Here is a 13,607-nt window from a genome sequence, read left to right as displayed (position 1 = left end):
CCCCGGCCCGGGCCCGCCCCCGGGGGGCCGCGGCGCGGGGGGGGGGGCGGGCGGGCGGGTGGCGGGGGGGGGCGCGGGGCGGGGGGGGGGGGCGCCGCCCCCCCCCCCCCGCCCGGGGGCGATCCCGGAGGGATGCCGGAGTGGTCCGGATCGGCGTCACGGACGGCTTCACCGGGTGGCTCCGGCTCCGGGGTCCGGCGCGGCGAGCCCGAAGGCCCGCCTCGTCACATGTTGATCATGTGGCCGGCGAGGCCGTGGATGGCTTCCTTGACGGCTTCGCCGAGGGTCGGGTGGGCGTGGACGTTGCGGGCCACCTCGTGGACGGTGAGGTCCCACTGTTGGGCCAGGGTGAGTTCGGGGAGGAGTTCGGTGACCTCGGGGCCGATCAGGTGGGCGCCCAGGAGTTCGCCGTGGGTGCCGTCGCTGATCACCTTGACGAAGCCGACCGGGTCGCCCAGGCCGTGCGCCTTGCCGTTGGCCGTGAACGGGAACTTGGCAACCTGTACGTCGAAGCCCTTCTCCCGCGCCTGCGCCTCCGTCCAGCCGAAGCTGGCGATCTGCGGCTGGCAGTAGGTGGCGCGCGGGATCATCGGGAAGTCGAGTTCCATCGTCTCGGCGCCCGCGATCGTCTCGGCGGCGATCACCGCCATCGACTCGGCCGCGTGCGCGAGCATCAGCTTCGCGGTGACGTCGCCGATCGCGTAGATGTGCGGGACGTTGGTCCGGCCGCGGCCGTCCACGTCGATCGCGCCGCGCTCGGTGAGGGCGACGCCGGTGTTCTCCAGGCCGTATCCGCTCACGCGCGGCGCGAAGCCGATCGCCTGCAGGACCTTGTCCGCCTCCAGCACCTGCTGCTGCCCGTCGCGGGTCACGGTGACCCGGACCTTGGCGTTCGGGTCACCGTCGTCGATCGACTCGACCCGCGTGGAGGTCAGGATCTCGATGCCCAACCGCCGGTAGCGCTTGGCGAGTTCGGTGGAGACCTCGACGTCCTCGAGCGGCACGACCCGGTCGAGGAACTCGACGATGGTCACCTTCACGCCGTAGTTGTGCAGGACGTACGCGAACTCCACGCCGATCGCGCCGGCGCCCGCGATGATGATGCTCTCCGGCAGCCGGTCGGTGAGGATCTGCTCCTCGTAGGTGACCACACGCTCGCTGAGCGAGGTGCCCGGCAGCAGCCGGGTGGTGGCGCCGGCCGCGATGATGCAGTGGTCGAAGGTGACGGTCTGGACGCCGCCCGCGGTGAGCGATACGTCCAGGGTGTGCGTGTCGACGAACGTGCCGAGCCCGTCGAACTCGGTGATGCCGTTCTTCTTCATCAGGTAGTGCACGCCGTTGACCCGGCCGTCGGCCACCTTGCGGCTGCGCTTGAACGCGGCCTCGTAGTCGAACGTGACCGAGCCCTCGACACGGATCCCGAAGGTCTTGGCCTCCTGCGTGAAGATGTGCGCCAGCTCCGCGTTGCGCAGCAGCGCCTTGGACGGGATGCAGCCGACGTTCAGGCAGACACCTCCCCAGTACTTCTGCTCGACGACCGCGACGCGCAGTCCGAGCTGCGCGCTGCGAACCGCCGCGGTGTATCCGCCGGGACCGGCACCCAGGACGACGACGTCAAAGTGATTGCTCATGATCCATACGATATGCGGCCGGCGTCGGGCCCGGGACGGCCGGGGCGCCCTCGCGGGCACGTGTTCCGGACGCCCCGGCGGACGCCGCCGCACCCGCCCCGCCACGCCCGCTACGCCTCCCCCGCCGGCGGTCGCACCCGCCGCCCCGTCATGCGCTCGGCGCGGATCCGGATGCACACGTCGCGGCGCCCGGCCGGCCACGGTCCCTCGTCCGGCCCCGGCATGTCGGCGGGGTCGTCGTCGGGCTCCGCCGTGCCCCGGATCAGGACGCTCCAGCCGATCCGCGCCGCGTCGACGATGTCGTCCACCTCGAACAGCACCGGGCCCGCGACGCGCGCCAGGGACGAGTCGGCAGCGGTACAGAACACCACGTCGCGGCCGAGCAGCACGTAGTTGACCGGCAGCACGAACGGATCGGGCGCATCCAGCGCGGCCACCCGGCCGACCAGTTGCAGGGCGACCCGGGCCAGACACTCCTCCTCCGTCATCACCACCACCTCCCGCTCCGGGGCCGCCTCCCGACCCGGCGGCGCGGGCGCGATCCGGTGCGTGAAGGCCGCGGACGAGGGGGCCAGCAGATCGTCGACGGTGGTTTCGAGCGCGTCGGCGAGTCGGGACAGGGCCGGCGCCGACGGCGCGGTCGAACCGGACTCGACGGAGTGCACCCACCCGCCGGGCAGCCCCGTACGGCGGGCGATGTCCGGTACGGACAACCCGAGTTCGCGTCGCCGGGCGGCCACCCGCCCGGGCAACGCGTCGGTGGATGGACGGACGGTACCCGCAGTCTCCTCGGTCATCACCCCAGCCCACTCCCCAAGACCCGGTTCGACCGGGCATTGCGCCGATCGGTGGCGCGCCCCCTCCGGAGGCGGGCGAACACCACGCGTCGATCCCTACAGACATCCCGCACCCGCCGCGCTACCGTGCCCGAACCCCGGGTCGAAGCGCGTGGGAACACCGCCGGATCGGGTCGTGATCGGTCGCATCGAGGCAACGATCGGGAGGCACGAATGGGCACATTCGCGGACGGGCGGCCGGCGGCCGAGGTGCTGGCGGAGTTGACCACGCTGCACGCCGGGGACGAGCCCGGGCGCGGGCGGCCCGGGGTGGCCAATACCTTCGACTCCGGTTCGGCCACGGTCGAGGACGTCGCGGTCCGCGCATTCGAACTGTATCTGCACGTCAACGGCCTGTATCCGACCTCCTTCCCGAGCGTGGCCACGCTGGAGCACGAGGTCGTCGCGATCGTCGGCGAGCAGCTGCACGCCCCGCCGGGCGCCGCCGGGAGCTGGACCAGCGGCGGCACCGAGAGCTGCCTGCTCGCGGCGAAGGCGGCCCGGGACGCGCGCCCCGACGTGGCCCGCCCGCGCATCGTGTTCGCCCGCTCGGCGCACGCGGCCTGGGCCAAGGCCGCCGGATACTTCGGCCTCGACCCCTTCATCGTGGACATCGACCCCGTCACGATGACCGCCGACGTCGCCGCGATCGAGCGGGCGATCGACGACGACACCGTCCTGGTGGTCACCTCGGCACCCTCCTACGGCCACGGCGTCGTCGACCCCATCCCCGAGATCGCCGCGATCTGCACTCGGCGCGGCGTGCGCTGCCACGTGGACGCGTGCATCGGCGGCTGGGTACTGCCGTTCGCCGAACAACTCGGACACCCCGTCCCAGCCTGGGACTTCCGCGTCCCCGGCGTGGACTCGATCTCGGTGGACCTGCACAAGTACGGCTACACGCCCAAGGGTTGCTCGATCCTGCTCTACCGCACCGCGTCGCTGCGCCGGACCCAATACTTCGTCGGGTCCGACTGGACCGGCTATCCGGTGGTCAATCCGACCATGCAGAGTTCGAAGTCGGGCGGACTGATCGCCGCAGCGTGGGCGGTGCTGCGCCACCTCGGGGCGGACGGATACCGGGAGTTGGTCACCCGCACACTGACCGCCACTCGCGAACTGGTCGACGGCGTCGGGGAGATCCCGGAACTTCGCGTCCTGGGCACTCCCGCCGCCAGTCTGGTCGCGGTGTCCACGAACGGCGTCGACTTCTTCGCCTTCCTGGACGAACTGGAGCGCCTGGGTTGGGCCGTGCAGCCCCAGCTGTCGCAGCCGAACGTACCGCCGACGATCCATCTGACCATGACCGCGACCCACGGCCCCCACGTCCCGGATCTGCTCCACGCGCTCCGCACCGCCGCCCGCACCGCAGCCGACCGCGAACCGCTGCCCACCGCCGAGCAGTTGCGTGCGGTCGACCGGCTCACCGCGCTCGCCGCCGCCGACGGCGGGGTGTCGCCCGACGCACTGACCGAACTCATGGCAGAGACCGGCCTGTTGATCGATGGCCGGCTCGCCCCGGTACACGCGCTCCTGGACCACCTGCCGCCCGCTCTGCGCGAGGCCGTGTTACTCGCCTTCTTCGAGGGCCTGAATCCGCCGCTGTAGGCCCGGCCTGCCCGACACCCACCCCAACACCCACCCCGGCGCCCGCGCGGTGCCCGGCCGCCACGCCCGGCCGAACCGCCGCCGGCCTGGTCGTCACGGCGATTCGCCATGCTACGCCACCCGCGCCGCGCCGATTGTGTCCTACCGCCGGAACCTGGGCGCCGACTAGCGTTTCCTCCGGTACGACAGGAGCCGATGCCGTCGATCGGCGGCCTCGGAGCCCGGTCGACGGGCCGCCCCGGAACATCCCCGCCGTCGGCCGCCACGCCCGTGTCCGTGTACCGCCCCTCTCCCCGTCCGGGACGCATCCATGACCCGCCAAGGAGTTACGCCATGTCCGTCAACGCCGCTCTTCTGGACGAGATCGTCGATCAGACCGCCCGACTCATCTCTCTCGACGTGACCCGAATCGATCCCGACGACACCTTCGCCGAACTGGGCGTGGACGCGACCCTCGCGGTCGAGTTCGCGGAGGTGCTCGGCAAGCGGTACGGCATCTCCGTCGCGCCGGCGGCGATCCTGGCGCGGGTCACGCCCAGCGGACTGGCCGAGTTCGTCGACCAAGTGCGCGCGGGCGGCACGGCCTGATCGCCTGCGGCGGGCGACCGGCGATCGCCCGCCGCAGGCGATCACCCACCGCGCTCGGCCCGCGCGGACACGCCGTTGCGCCCGGACAGGAAGGCCCGGAGCACGGCCAGGGACCGTTCCGGCGCCTCCCGGAAGGCCCCGTGACCGGCGTCCGGCAGTACGTGCAGCCGGGTCTCGGCGTTGACCAGACCGGCCGCCAGGCGCCGCGCCGCGCTCGCGGTGGTCACCGGGTCGTGTTCGCCGGCCAGGACCAGCGTCGGGCAGGTGACCGCGTCGAGCCCGATCCACTCCTCGAAGTGGTCGGCGAGGTGGTACCGGAACCGCTCCACGACGTCGTGGTTCCACCGGATCCGGCGCGCGCGGTCCACGGCGTCGGGGTCGCCGTCCGGACGTCGCGAGTACAGCGGTACGCAGTCCTGCTCCCAACCCCGCCGTATCTCGTCGGAACGCTCGCCCTGCCAGTAGCGCCGGGCGATCTCCCGTACCCGCACGCCACCGAGGCGTTCGAACACGTCGAGTCGCTCGTCGGTACGGCCGGGCAACACGCTGTCCAGTACGAGCCGGCCGACCCGCCCCGGATGCCGAATGGCCGCGGTGAGCGCAACCCGCCCGCCGCTCGCGGTGCCCACCAGGATCGGCGCGGAAATGTCCACGATGTCACAGAACGCAACCACGTCGTCGGCCCAGCGTTCCCACGTCCACAACGCGGGATCGCCCCGCTCGGACCGTCCGCTGCCCCGCTGGTCGAGGTAGACGACTTGGGCGAACCGCGCGGCGGCGTACATCGCGGGCTTGAACCCGGAGTGGTCGGCGCCGGGACCACCGTGCAGCAGCACCAGGGTCGGCCGCTCGACCATGATCGGGCCGTACGGAACGACTTTGGGCCCATCAATATCGAAATAGAGCCGGATGTCACCTATGGACACACGCATATCAACATCGTGACAGAGCGGACGCACATCGGCCGGATGCCGATGCGCGGGGTCACGACCCACCGGGCATCACGACACCGCCGACTCGTCCCCCCGCTCGCCCCGCGCACCGGCCGCCCGGGCCCCGAGCGCCGCGTCGACCTCGATCAGCCAGTCCAGATTGCCGTTCGGGTCGGGACAGTGTTGGAGCCGGGTCAGGATGCGATGCCAGGTGCCGTCGTTGCCCCACACGGTGTACCGGTGATAGACGGTCCGCCACGGCCCGAACCGCTCCGGCAGTTCCCACCACGCACACCGGCGCTCGTGTTTCCAGGCCACCGCGTCGATCACGGCCCGCCGATCGAGCGACCGGCCGCCCCGTCGCCGCCGCGCCCGTTCCGGCAGCAGAGGCTCCACCAGCGCCCACTGACCATCCGTCAGCCCATCCCAACGACCCACACCCCACCAACGACGCACCCACCCATCCGACACGGCACCGGTGTGGGGATCTCCGACCGGGCGGCGTGTTCGGTGGGGGTGAGCATGGAAGTTGGTTAAAGTTGCTGGGGCAACTTGCGCCATTTTGCCAGCTTTTGCCAACCTCCAGGCTCATGGGCGAAGGATGATGCGATGCACAGGCAGGACATCGGACCGCGAATGTTCGGCGATCGACTCGGCTACAACCGGGCCGTCTCGGTGGACCGCCCCGATCGGTGGCTGGTGTTGGCCGGTCACGAATCCCGCGGGCCCGACGGTGCGATCGTGCATGTACGGGATCTGCGCGGCCAGATCGAGACCACCTTCGACCGAATCGCCGAAACACTGGAGGAGGCCGGCTTCACCTTCACGGACGTCGTGCAACTGCGCTACTTCGCGCTCGACGTCGCCGCCGTCACCAGCCACTTCGACGTGATCACCGCCCGCCTGGAACGAGAGAACTGCCGCCCGGCCACGGTCCTGGTCGGCGTCACCGCCCTCTCCGACCCGGACATGCTGATCGAAATCGAGGGCCTGGCCGTCCGGTAGGGCCGGGCCCGGCCCGGGAGCCGAACGACTCCCGGACCGAACCCGACCACCGCCGTTCACCGTCACCCGTACAGGGCGCCCGCCTCCTCGAAGTCCGCGACACCCTCGGCCGCCCGACCCACCGTGGCCAGCAGCAGGGCATGGTCGGTGAGGGCACGAACCAGCAACGGCGTACCGACGTCCGGATCGGCGACGGCGAACACCCGCGCGTGCTCGACGGCCTTGGCGAAGGCCGGCAACAACCGATCGATCACGTCCGCCCGGGGCATGTACGCGAACGCGGCCCGGACGTTGAGCCGACGTTCGAGCACCAGGCGTTCGGCGGCGCCGGCCCTCGGCGCGTCGAGCGCGCCACGAAGCGCGGTTTCGGCGTGGACGTACCGATCCAGGCGCGTCGGCGACCAGTGGTCGCGAGTCGTGGCGTGCGCGACATCCGCCGGCTCGTCGGCGGCGCCGAAGACAGCCAGGTGGTAGGCGAGTTGGTCGTGGCGCAGGCCGTGCACCGAACCGCGGAACGGGCCACGAACCGGACCCCGAACCAGGCCCTGATCGACACCTCGGCGATACACCTCGACGGCACGCGCGAACACCGCCCTCCCCTCCGCGCGCCGTTGCGCGGCGGCCAGCAGGTGGGCGCCGTAGAGCAGGATCGGCACCCGACGGTCGTCCGGCATGGCGTCGACAGCGACGGCAAGGACGTTGCCGTCGCCATTGCCGTCGCCGAGCAGTGGGGCGTACACCTCCGCCGCCTCGGCAAAGCGGCCGCGCGTGACGAGGTGGCCCGCGTAGGCGGTGACGTACCAGTGCCGGTCGGCCGCCAACCGGTAGTCCCGCCGCAGCCCCGCCGTGACCGCGACCGCCTCGGCGAACAACGACTCGGCCTCGTCGTCCCGTCCGTCCTCGACCAGTCCGACGGCCAACTCCAGGATCGCCTCGGCCAGGGCCCAGCGGTCGCCCCCTCCGGCGCGGGCGAGCGCGACGAGTTCGCGTCGAACGGCAAGTGCCTCCCGCCGCCGCCCGTAGCGGTACAGCGCCCATTGGTGAGTAGCCTGCATCCCCCGCAACACCGCATCCCGGTCCCGGTGTTCGGTCGAGTCCAACCCTCGGCACAGCTCGATCGCCTCGGTCAGCCGCCCGAGAGTGAGACCCATGTCGGCCCCGTGCCGGGCGAAGACGTGCCCGGTCGTGTGCAACGCCACGGCCAACCGTCGCGCGTAGTGCCGCGGCCCGTCGACCTCCCCCAACACCCGGTAGATCCCGACCAATCGCTCCGCCGACAACCGCTCGACGTCGAACAGCGCGACTCGCGCACGAGCCACCACATCGGCATTCGCCACATGCACCCCTGTAATTCGTGTCCACCCCGTCGCGCCACTCGACACGACGCCACAACGCACCCCGGAAACGCGCATGCCGCCGAAACCCCCGGACTCCCCCGGCGGCTCGATCGATCCGACATGTACGAACACCCGATGCCGCGCCCGTCCCCGGCGGCTCGTTGTCGCGGAACCGTACAGCGAGCGATGTGCCTTCAGGCTGTACGCAAATTCCCATAAGGTAAGGGCGTATTAACCTCCGGGCCCGGTCCCGAGACTCCGACTCTCGGCTGTCAACCGGTAGCCGGCGGCGTCAGGGCACCTGGCGGAGGTAGAGCGCGCCGCACGTGTGGCAGACGGGGTGGATGGTGCCCCATTCGAGATCCGACCTGGTTTCGGCGTGCGGCCGGAGGGCGCGGCCACACAGGGCATCGGTGCCGGCATTGCGGATCATGTGCCAGAGCTTGACCGGGGCGGCGGTGTCGTCCCCGGCGGCTCCGGCCGATTCGACGTACTCGGCGCACAGTTCGTAGACCACGAGCATGATCGCACCACCTCTGCTGGGTTCGGTCGGATGAGACATCGCACCCTTTCGTCCACTTTTGCACATAGTGACCCGGCGGACGACCAAGAGCTGTTCATGTTTCCGATGGGGCGTCAAAAAAGGCCTCTGACCTGGGACTTGCATGGCGAGCTGCAACAGAAGCTGCATGAAGGCATGTTCGGGGAAGTGCAGCGACACTCACAACGCACGCTGCGACGACGCATATAGCGGCACTTGCAACGCCGCCCGCAACGGCAACGGCAACGGCGGTTCGACGAACGCTGGTTCAAGTGAGGCGCAACAGCTCGTACGCCCGATATACCACGAACCAACCGTACTGAGGTAGGAATCGTGGTATCTGGCGCAATCCGTTGCGAATCCTGGTGGGGTACGGGCCAACAGGTCGCGTGCGCCGACGCGACGGGGGGACATCCGGCCCTCCCGGGGCCATCTGGCGACCTGCGGAGGCTGGTCTGATGAGAAAGACGTCCTGGTATCTCGGTGCCGCCGCCACATTGCTGGTGACGGCGAGTGCGGTGACCCGGTTCGCCGTACTGCCCGCCGTGCACCAGGTGCCCGACGACGCCGACTTCACGATGCACTTCGCCGGCGGCATGACCATGTTGGATCCCCAGGCGTTGCAGGCAGGCAATCTGTCCGGGGCCATCGTGCGCGACCTGCCGGTGAAGGTGGACCGGCACGTGCACGCCGTGCACACTTCCGGTTCGACGATCGTGCTGAGCGACCGGACCGTGGTGTCCGGTCCGCAGAAGCAGACCCTGACCGATGTGGACAACCGCTGGGCGGTGGACCGCAAGACGCTGCTGGAGCGGTCCATTCCCAAGGGTGCCCGCGCCAATCCGCACAAGGGTCTGACGGCGGGCTTCCCGTTGGAGCCGAAGAAGAAGAACTATCCGTTCTGGGACTCGCCGACCCGGACCACCGTCCCGGCCACGTACATCCGCACCGAACAACGCGCCGGCCGCGAGACGTACGTGTTCTCGATCCGCACGAGCGGCCCGCTCGCCGACCCGGACACGCTGCGCTCGCTGCCGCCCGCGATGCCCAAGGCGGCCGTGCAGGCCCTGGCCGGTGTCGCGTTCCCGAATCGGCCCGCCGATCTGACCGGCGGGGCCGATCCCACGCCCCTCGCGTACACGTCGACCACCGACCTCACCGGCTGGGTCGACAGCGAAACGGGCACCACGGTGGACCTCGAATCCACCCAGTCGGTCACCGCGACCGCCGTGACCGCGAACGGCACCCCGACCGAGGTCTTCCCGGTGGTGCAGCTCAAGATGACCACCACGCCGGCCTCGCGCGCGGAGTTGGCCGACATCGCCGCCGACGGCGCGCAGGCCCTGTGGCTGCTCGGCGTGGTGGGTCCGCTGGTCGCGCTGCTCCTCGGCCTGGCACTGCTCGGCCTGGCCGGGTACCTCGAATTCCGGGCCCGGCGGGCGCAGCCCGACCCGACCATCCCGGGGCCGCGCACCGAGGCCGCTCCCGAGCCGTCACCGGATCCGGCGACGGTTGGGGCCGCGCCCGGAACCGCGACCGGGACCGCAGCCGGAGCCGGAGCCACGGAATCGACCACGAAGGCGGACACCAACACCGCCTCGTCGGTCCCGGCAGCCGGTTCCGATGCCGAAGCGGGGGCCGATGCCGACTCGGATGCCGGAACCAACCACAAAACCAACAACGCCTCGACCACCTGAACCACGCCCCCACGAGCGGCCCGACCCCAGGGAACCCCACCCCGGCGGCCGGGCCGCGGCCCGTCCCATCACCCCTCGGCCAACACCCCCGCCGCCGCGCGGCCCAGTTCCGCCAGCAACGCGGCCGTGGGCGCCGGATCGGGCGCGGCGCCGTGTACCGCCGCGTCGACCAGGCGTACCTGATCGGCCAGCCGCACCGTCCGCACCGCCGCATTGCGCTGCGCGGCCAGGGCCAGGCCCGGCAGCGTGGTGACCCCCAGGCCGGCGGCAACCAGTGCCTGGACGGCGACGTAGTCGTCGGTGGTGAACGCGATGTCGGGGACGAACCCGGCCGCCGCGCACGAGCGGACCAACTGCGTACGGCAACGTTCGCAGCCGGTGATCCAGCGCCGCTCGGCGTGGTCCGCGACCCGGTCACCGGCCACGGCGAGCGGCGTGACCAAATGAATCGGCTCGACCAACAGCCGGGTGCGGCGCAGCCCGTCGTCGTCCGCCGACACCGTGCCCGGATGCGCGAACAGCACCGCCACGTCCACTTCACCGGCCCGCAACAGCCTTACCGCTTCCGGCGGTTCGGCCTCGATGAGGCGCAGTTCGACCCCCGGGTGGGCGGCATCGAACGCGGCGGCGGCGCGCGGGACGAAGGTGCCGAGCGCGGAGGGGAACGCGGCCAGGCGCACCCGGCCCGCGCGCAGCCCGGTATGGGCGGCCAACTCCGCCTCGGCCGCGTCGAGCCGACCCAGGATCTCCTCGGCCCGCTCGGCCAGCATGCGCCCGGCGTCGGTCAACCGGATCCCGCGCCCCACCCGCTGGATCAGCCGACTGCCGGTCTCCGCCTCCAGGCGCGACAGGTGATGGCTGATCGAGGGCTGCGCGTACCCGAGCGCCCGGGCCGCGTCGGTGACCGACCCGTATCGGGCGACGGCGGCGAGCACACGCAATCGGGTGACGTCGAGCATGCGGCCAATATATCGATGCCATCGATGGATGACCCATAAAAATGGCATTGGACCAATGAATCGGCAACACCGGAGGATGACCCCATGACCGCCGACCCGACCGTTCCCCCTCCGGCCCTCACTCCCCGACCCACGCCCCCACCCCCGCCCACCTTCGCCGACATCCTCACCGCCAGCGATCTCCTCGCCGGCCATCTCCCACCGACCCCGATGTGGTCCTATCCCGCGCTCGACGCGGCCACCGGCGCCGAGGTGTACGTCAAACACGAGAACGTGCAGCCGGTCGGCGCCTTCAAGGTGCGGGGCGGTCTGACCCTGCTCGCCGGCCTGGACCCGGCGGAACGGGCCCGCGGCCTGGTCACCTACTCGACGGGCAATCACGCGCAGTCGATCGCCTACGCGTGTGCCGCCTTCGGCGTGACCGGCACCGTGGTGATGCCCGCCGGCGCGAACCCGGCCAAGGTGCGGGCGGTGCGCGCGCTCGGGGCGAGCGTGGTGCTGCACGGCGCGGACATGGCCGGCGCACAGGGGCGGGCCGAGCAGTACGCGGACGAGACCGGCGCGCTCCTCGTCAGCCCCGGCGACACCCCGTCCCTGGTGGCCGGCGTCGGCACCGCGTACCTGGAGATCTGCACCGCCCGACCCGACCTGGATGCGATCGTGGTCCCGATCGGCAGTGGCACCGGCGCCGCGGCCGCCGTCCTCGTGGCCGCCGAACTCGCCCCGAACTGCCGGGTGATCGGCGTACAGTCCGCCGCCGCGCCGGCCGCGCACGACTCCTGGCGCGCCGGCACGTGCGTCACGCGCACCAACACCACCGTCGTGGACGGACTGGCCACCGGCCGCGGATTCGCCCTGCCACAACGGCTGTTGCGGCAGGGGCTGGCCGACTTCCTGCTGGTCTCCGACGCGGACATCGCGGTCGCCCAGCGGCTGTTCGCCACCCACGCCCACACCCTGGCCGAGGGCGCGGGGGCCGCGGCACTGGCCGCCGTACTGACCCATCCGGCCGAGTTCACCGGGCGTCGGATCGCGGTGATGTGCTCCGGGGGCAATGCGTCGCCCGCCGAGATCGCGGCGCTCGGCGAAGGGCACGCTTGAGCGATCCCGAACGCCCCGACGTATGGCGACGCGATCTCCGGGACCAGCCTGCGGAGTACGCCGGAAGATCGGACGGCTGACGGGGTCCCGGTGCGGTACACCACCCCGGACAGCGACCGGATCGCGGCGCTGCCGCCCCTCCGTAGCCGGTTTCCCCGCTCCGGTGGTGCCGCGGGTCAGCCCCGCGCCCCACCCGATTCGACCCTCCCCGGTCCCGGTCCCGCGCGTGCCGGCCGGCGGCCCTGTCCATGTACGGGCCGACCCGCCATACTGGGGAGTCATCGGATCTCTGGAAGGGTCATCGGCGTGGCGGTCACAGACGAAGCCATCGACAAGATCAAGGGCATGATCGTCTCCGGGGAGCTTCAGCCGGGCGAGAAGCTGCCCAAGGAGGCCGACCTGGCCGCGAAGCTCGGCCTGTCCCGGAATTCGCTGCGTGAGGCGGTCAAGGCGCTGTCGCTGATCCAGATCCTCGACGTGCGCCAGGGTGACGGCACCTACGTGACGAGCCTGGAGCCCAATCTGCTCCTCGGCGCGATCTCCTTCGTGGTCGACTTCCACCACGACAAGAGCGTGCTCGACTTCCTCCAGGTACGCCGGATCCTGGAGCCGGCGGCGACCGCGCTGGCCGCCGAGCGGATCGACGCGGAGGGCATCGCCAAGCTGCGGGCGCTCGCGGACGCGCCGAGCCCGGACGCGGGACACGAGGCGCTGATCGAGCAGGATCTGCGCTTCCATCACGAAATCGCCGTGTTCAGCGGCAACCAGGTGTTGTGCTCGCTCCTCGAGACGTTGTCGAGCCCGACCACACGTGCCCGGATCTGGCGCGGGCTGACCGAGGACGACTCGTGGCTGCGCACGATCCGCGAGCACCACTCGATCGTGGACGCCCTGGAGAACCACGACGCGGCGGCGGCGCACGCGTGGTCGACGGTGCACACGAGCGGGGTCGAGCAGTGGCTGCGGCGGATGGCCTGAGTTCCGAAGGCGCGGACAGCCTGCGGGGCGGGCGGTCGGGGCGGCGCGGGCGGCCGGCGAGGCGGCAGGACGAGGGGCCCGGGTCCGGGGTGTGTCGGATGCGCCGGATGCGCCGGGGCCGCGTCGAGCCGTATCCGGCCGGGCGTCGACCCGGCGTCGATGCGGGAGGCGGCGGGTCATTCGGAGCGATCGGCGCCTTTGCCCTCCCGGCGAGCATCATTAACCCGATGTATCAGACCTCTTCAAGGAAAATTGCACCGGAAACCCGGCATTTCTCGGCCAGTCCTCCGATGAATCGGAGACGAGCGACCGGAAACGGGGTATACATCGGATGTCTGATCGTCCTTCACCCCGCTCGGGCGCATTCCCGTTCCCGTGTTCGGCGATCGGGTCG

Annotated in this window: 13 protein-coding genes; 6 read left to right on the top strand and 7 right to left on the bottom strand. The window is 71.3% G+C overall.

Annotation, left to right across the window (positions count from 1 at the left end; all coding sequences use genetic code 11):
* Positions 1-224: 224 nt before the first annotated feature.
* Together lpdA and ACFXKZ_RS50640 are read right to left on the bottom strand one after the other, a co-directional pair.
* Positions 225-1,631, bottom strand: a complete 1,407-nt coding sequence (gene lpdA / locus ACFXKZ_RS50645) for a dihydrolipoyl dehydrogenase (RefSeq protein ID WP_380014741.1) — start codon at positions 1,629-1,631, stop codon at positions 225-227.
* Between the two features lie 110 nt (positions 1,632-1,741).
* Complete coding sequence (locus tag ACFXKZ_RS50640) at positions 1,742-2,428, bottom strand: helix-turn-helix domain-containing protein (protein ID WP_380014738.1); 687 nt, start codon at positions 2,426-2,428, stop codon at positions 1,742-1,744.
* A gap of 213 nt (positions 2,429-2,641) precedes the next feature.
* On the opposite strand from ACFXKZ_RS50640, the gene ACFXKZ_RS50635 reads away from it, so the two are divergent.
* Positions 2,642-4,075 (top strand): aminotransferase class V-fold PLP-dependent enzyme, encoded by a 1,434-nt coding sequence (locus ACFXKZ_RS50635; RefSeq protein ID WP_380014735.1) that lies wholly within the window; start codon positions 2,642-2,644, stop codon positions 4,073-4,075.
* Positions 4,076-4,408: 333 nt separating this feature from the next.
* Complete coding sequence (locus tag ACFXKZ_RS50630; protein WP_380014732.1) at positions 4,409-4,663, top strand: acyl carrier protein; 255 nt, start codon at positions 4,409-4,411, stop codon at positions 4,661-4,663.
* Between the two features lie 41 nt (positions 4,664-4,704).
* Here the strand turns inward: ACFXKZ_RS50630 and ACFXKZ_RS50625 are convergent, their stop codons facing one another.
* A complete protein-coding gene (locus ACFXKZ_RS50625) occupies positions 4,705-5,595 on the bottom strand; it encodes an alpha/beta fold hydrolase (RefSeq protein ID WP_380014729.1) in 891 nt (296 codons plus the stop codon).
* A 69-nt stretch (positions 5,596-5,664) separates the two neighbouring features.
* On the bottom strand, positions 5,665-6,156 hold the full coding sequence (locus ACFXKZ_RS50620) for a transposase (protein WP_380014726.1): 492 nt from the start codon (positions 6,154-6,156) through the stop codon (positions 5,665-5,667).
* A 48-nt stretch (positions 6,157-6,204) separates the two neighbouring features.
* Here ACFXKZ_RS50620 and ACFXKZ_RS50615 point away from each other — a divergent pair, with 48 nt between their 5' ends.
* Complete coding sequence (locus ACFXKZ_RS50615; protein ID WP_380014723.1) at positions 6,205-6,600, top strand: Rid family hydrolase; 396 nt, start codon at positions 6,205-6,207, stop codon at positions 6,598-6,600.
* 62 nt (positions 6,601-6,662) lie between these two features.
* Here ACFXKZ_RS50615 and ACFXKZ_RS50610 read toward each other — a convergent pair whose 3' ends face one another.
* Both ACFXKZ_RS50610 and ACFXKZ_RS50605 read right to left on the bottom strand, forming a co-directional pair.
* Positions 6,663-7,937, bottom strand: coding sequence for a hypothetical protein (locus tag ACFXKZ_RS50610; protein WP_380014720.1), 1,275 nt, complete (start codon positions 7,935-7,937; stop codon positions 6,663-6,665).
* Positions 7,938-8,229: 292 nt separating this feature from the next.
* Positions 8,230-8,460, bottom strand: a complete 231-nt coding sequence (locus ACFXKZ_RS50605; RefSeq protein ID WP_380014717.1) for a hypothetical protein — start codon at positions 8,458-8,460, stop codon at positions 8,230-8,232.
* A 476-nt stretch (positions 8,461-8,936) separates the two neighbouring features.
* On the opposite strand from ACFXKZ_RS50605, the gene ACFXKZ_RS50600 reads away from it, so the two are divergent.
* Complete coding sequence (locus ACFXKZ_RS50600) at positions 8,937-10,175, top strand: porin PorA family protein (protein WP_380014714.1); 1,239 nt, start codon at positions 8,937-8,939, stop codon at positions 10,173-10,175.
* A 68-nt stretch (positions 10,176-10,243) separates the two neighbouring features.
* Here ACFXKZ_RS50600 and ACFXKZ_RS50595 read toward each other — a convergent pair whose 3' ends face one another.
* The gene (locus ACFXKZ_RS50595) at positions 10,244-11,134 is read right to left on the bottom strand and encodes a LysR family transcriptional regulator (RefSeq protein WP_380014711.1); all 891 of its coding nucleotides are present in this window, start codon (positions 11,132-11,134) and stop codon (positions 10,244-10,246) included.
* A gap of 84 nt (positions 11,135-11,218) precedes the next feature.
* Here ACFXKZ_RS50595 and ACFXKZ_RS50590 point away from each other — a divergent pair, with 84 nt between their 5' ends.
* Positions 11,219-12,235 carry a threonine/serine dehydratase gene (locus ACFXKZ_RS50590; protein ID WP_380014708.1) on the top strand — a complete coding sequence of 339 codons (1,017 nt, stop codon included), beginning with the start codon at positions 11,219-11,221 and terminating at the stop codon, positions 12,233-12,235.
* Positions 12,236-12,541: 306 nt separating this feature from the next.
* A complete protein-coding gene (locus ACFXKZ_RS50585) occupies positions 12,542-13,213 on the top strand; it encodes a FadR/GntR family transcriptional regulator (protein WP_078979967.1) in 672 nt (223 codons plus the stop codon).
* Positions 13,214-13,607 lie beyond the last annotated feature (394 nt).

Origin of the sequence: Embleya sp. NPDC059237, assembly GCF_042754105.1 — a bacterium.
In the GTDB taxonomy this organism is placed as follows: Bacteria; Actinomycetota; Actinomycetes; order Streptomycetales; family Streptomycetaceae; genus Embleya.
This window is presented reverse-complemented; position numbering and strand designations above follow the sequence as displayed.

What these genes read in the sequence shown, in the direction of transcription:
- lpdA (WP_380014741.1), bottom strand. Translation starts at nt 1,631, where the DNA reads ATGAGCAATCACTTTGACGTCGTCGTCCTGGGTGCCGGTCCCGGCGGA.
- ACFXKZ_RS50640 (WP_380014738.1), bottom strand. Translation starts at nt 2,428, where the DNA reads ATGACCGAGGAGACTGCGGGTACCGTCCGTCCATCCACCGACGCGTTG.
- ACFXKZ_RS50635 (WP_380014735.1), top strand. Translation starts at nt 2,642, where the DNA reads ATGGGCACATTCGCGGACGGGCGGCCGGCGGCCGAGGTGCTGGCGGAG.
- ACFXKZ_RS50630 (WP_380014732.1), top strand. Translation starts at nt 4,409, where the DNA reads ATGTCCGTCAACGCCGCTCTTCTGGACGAGATCGTCGATCAGACCGCC.
- ACFXKZ_RS50625 (WP_380014729.1), bottom strand. Translation starts at nt 5,595, where the DNA reads ATGCGTGTGTCCATAGGTGACATCCGGCTCTATTTCGATATTGATGGG.
- ACFXKZ_RS50620 (WP_380014726.1), bottom strand. Translation starts at nt 6,156, where the DNA reads ATGGCGCAAGTTGCCCCAGCAACTTTAACCAACTTCCATGCTCACCCC.
- ACFXKZ_RS50615 (WP_380014723.1), top strand. Translation starts at nt 6,205, where the DNA reads ATGCACAGGCAGGACATCGGACCGCGAATGTTCGGCGATCGACTCGGC.
- ACFXKZ_RS50605 (WP_380014717.1), bottom strand. Translation starts at nt 8,460, where the DNA reads ATGCTCGTGGTCTACGAACTGTGCGCCGAGTACGTCGAATCGGCCGGA.
- ACFXKZ_RS50600 (WP_380014714.1), top strand. Translation starts at nt 8,937, where the DNA reads ATGAGAAAGACGTCCTGGTATCTCGGTGCCGCCGCCACATTGCTGGTG.
- ACFXKZ_RS50595 (WP_380014711.1), bottom strand. Translation starts at nt 11,134, where the DNA reads ATGCTCGACGTCACCCGATTGCGTGTGCTCGCCGCCGTCGCCCGATAC.
- ACFXKZ_RS50590 (WP_380014708.1), top strand. Translation starts at nt 11,219, where the DNA reads ATGACCGCCGACCCGACCGTTCCCCCTCCGGCCCTCACTCCCCGACCC.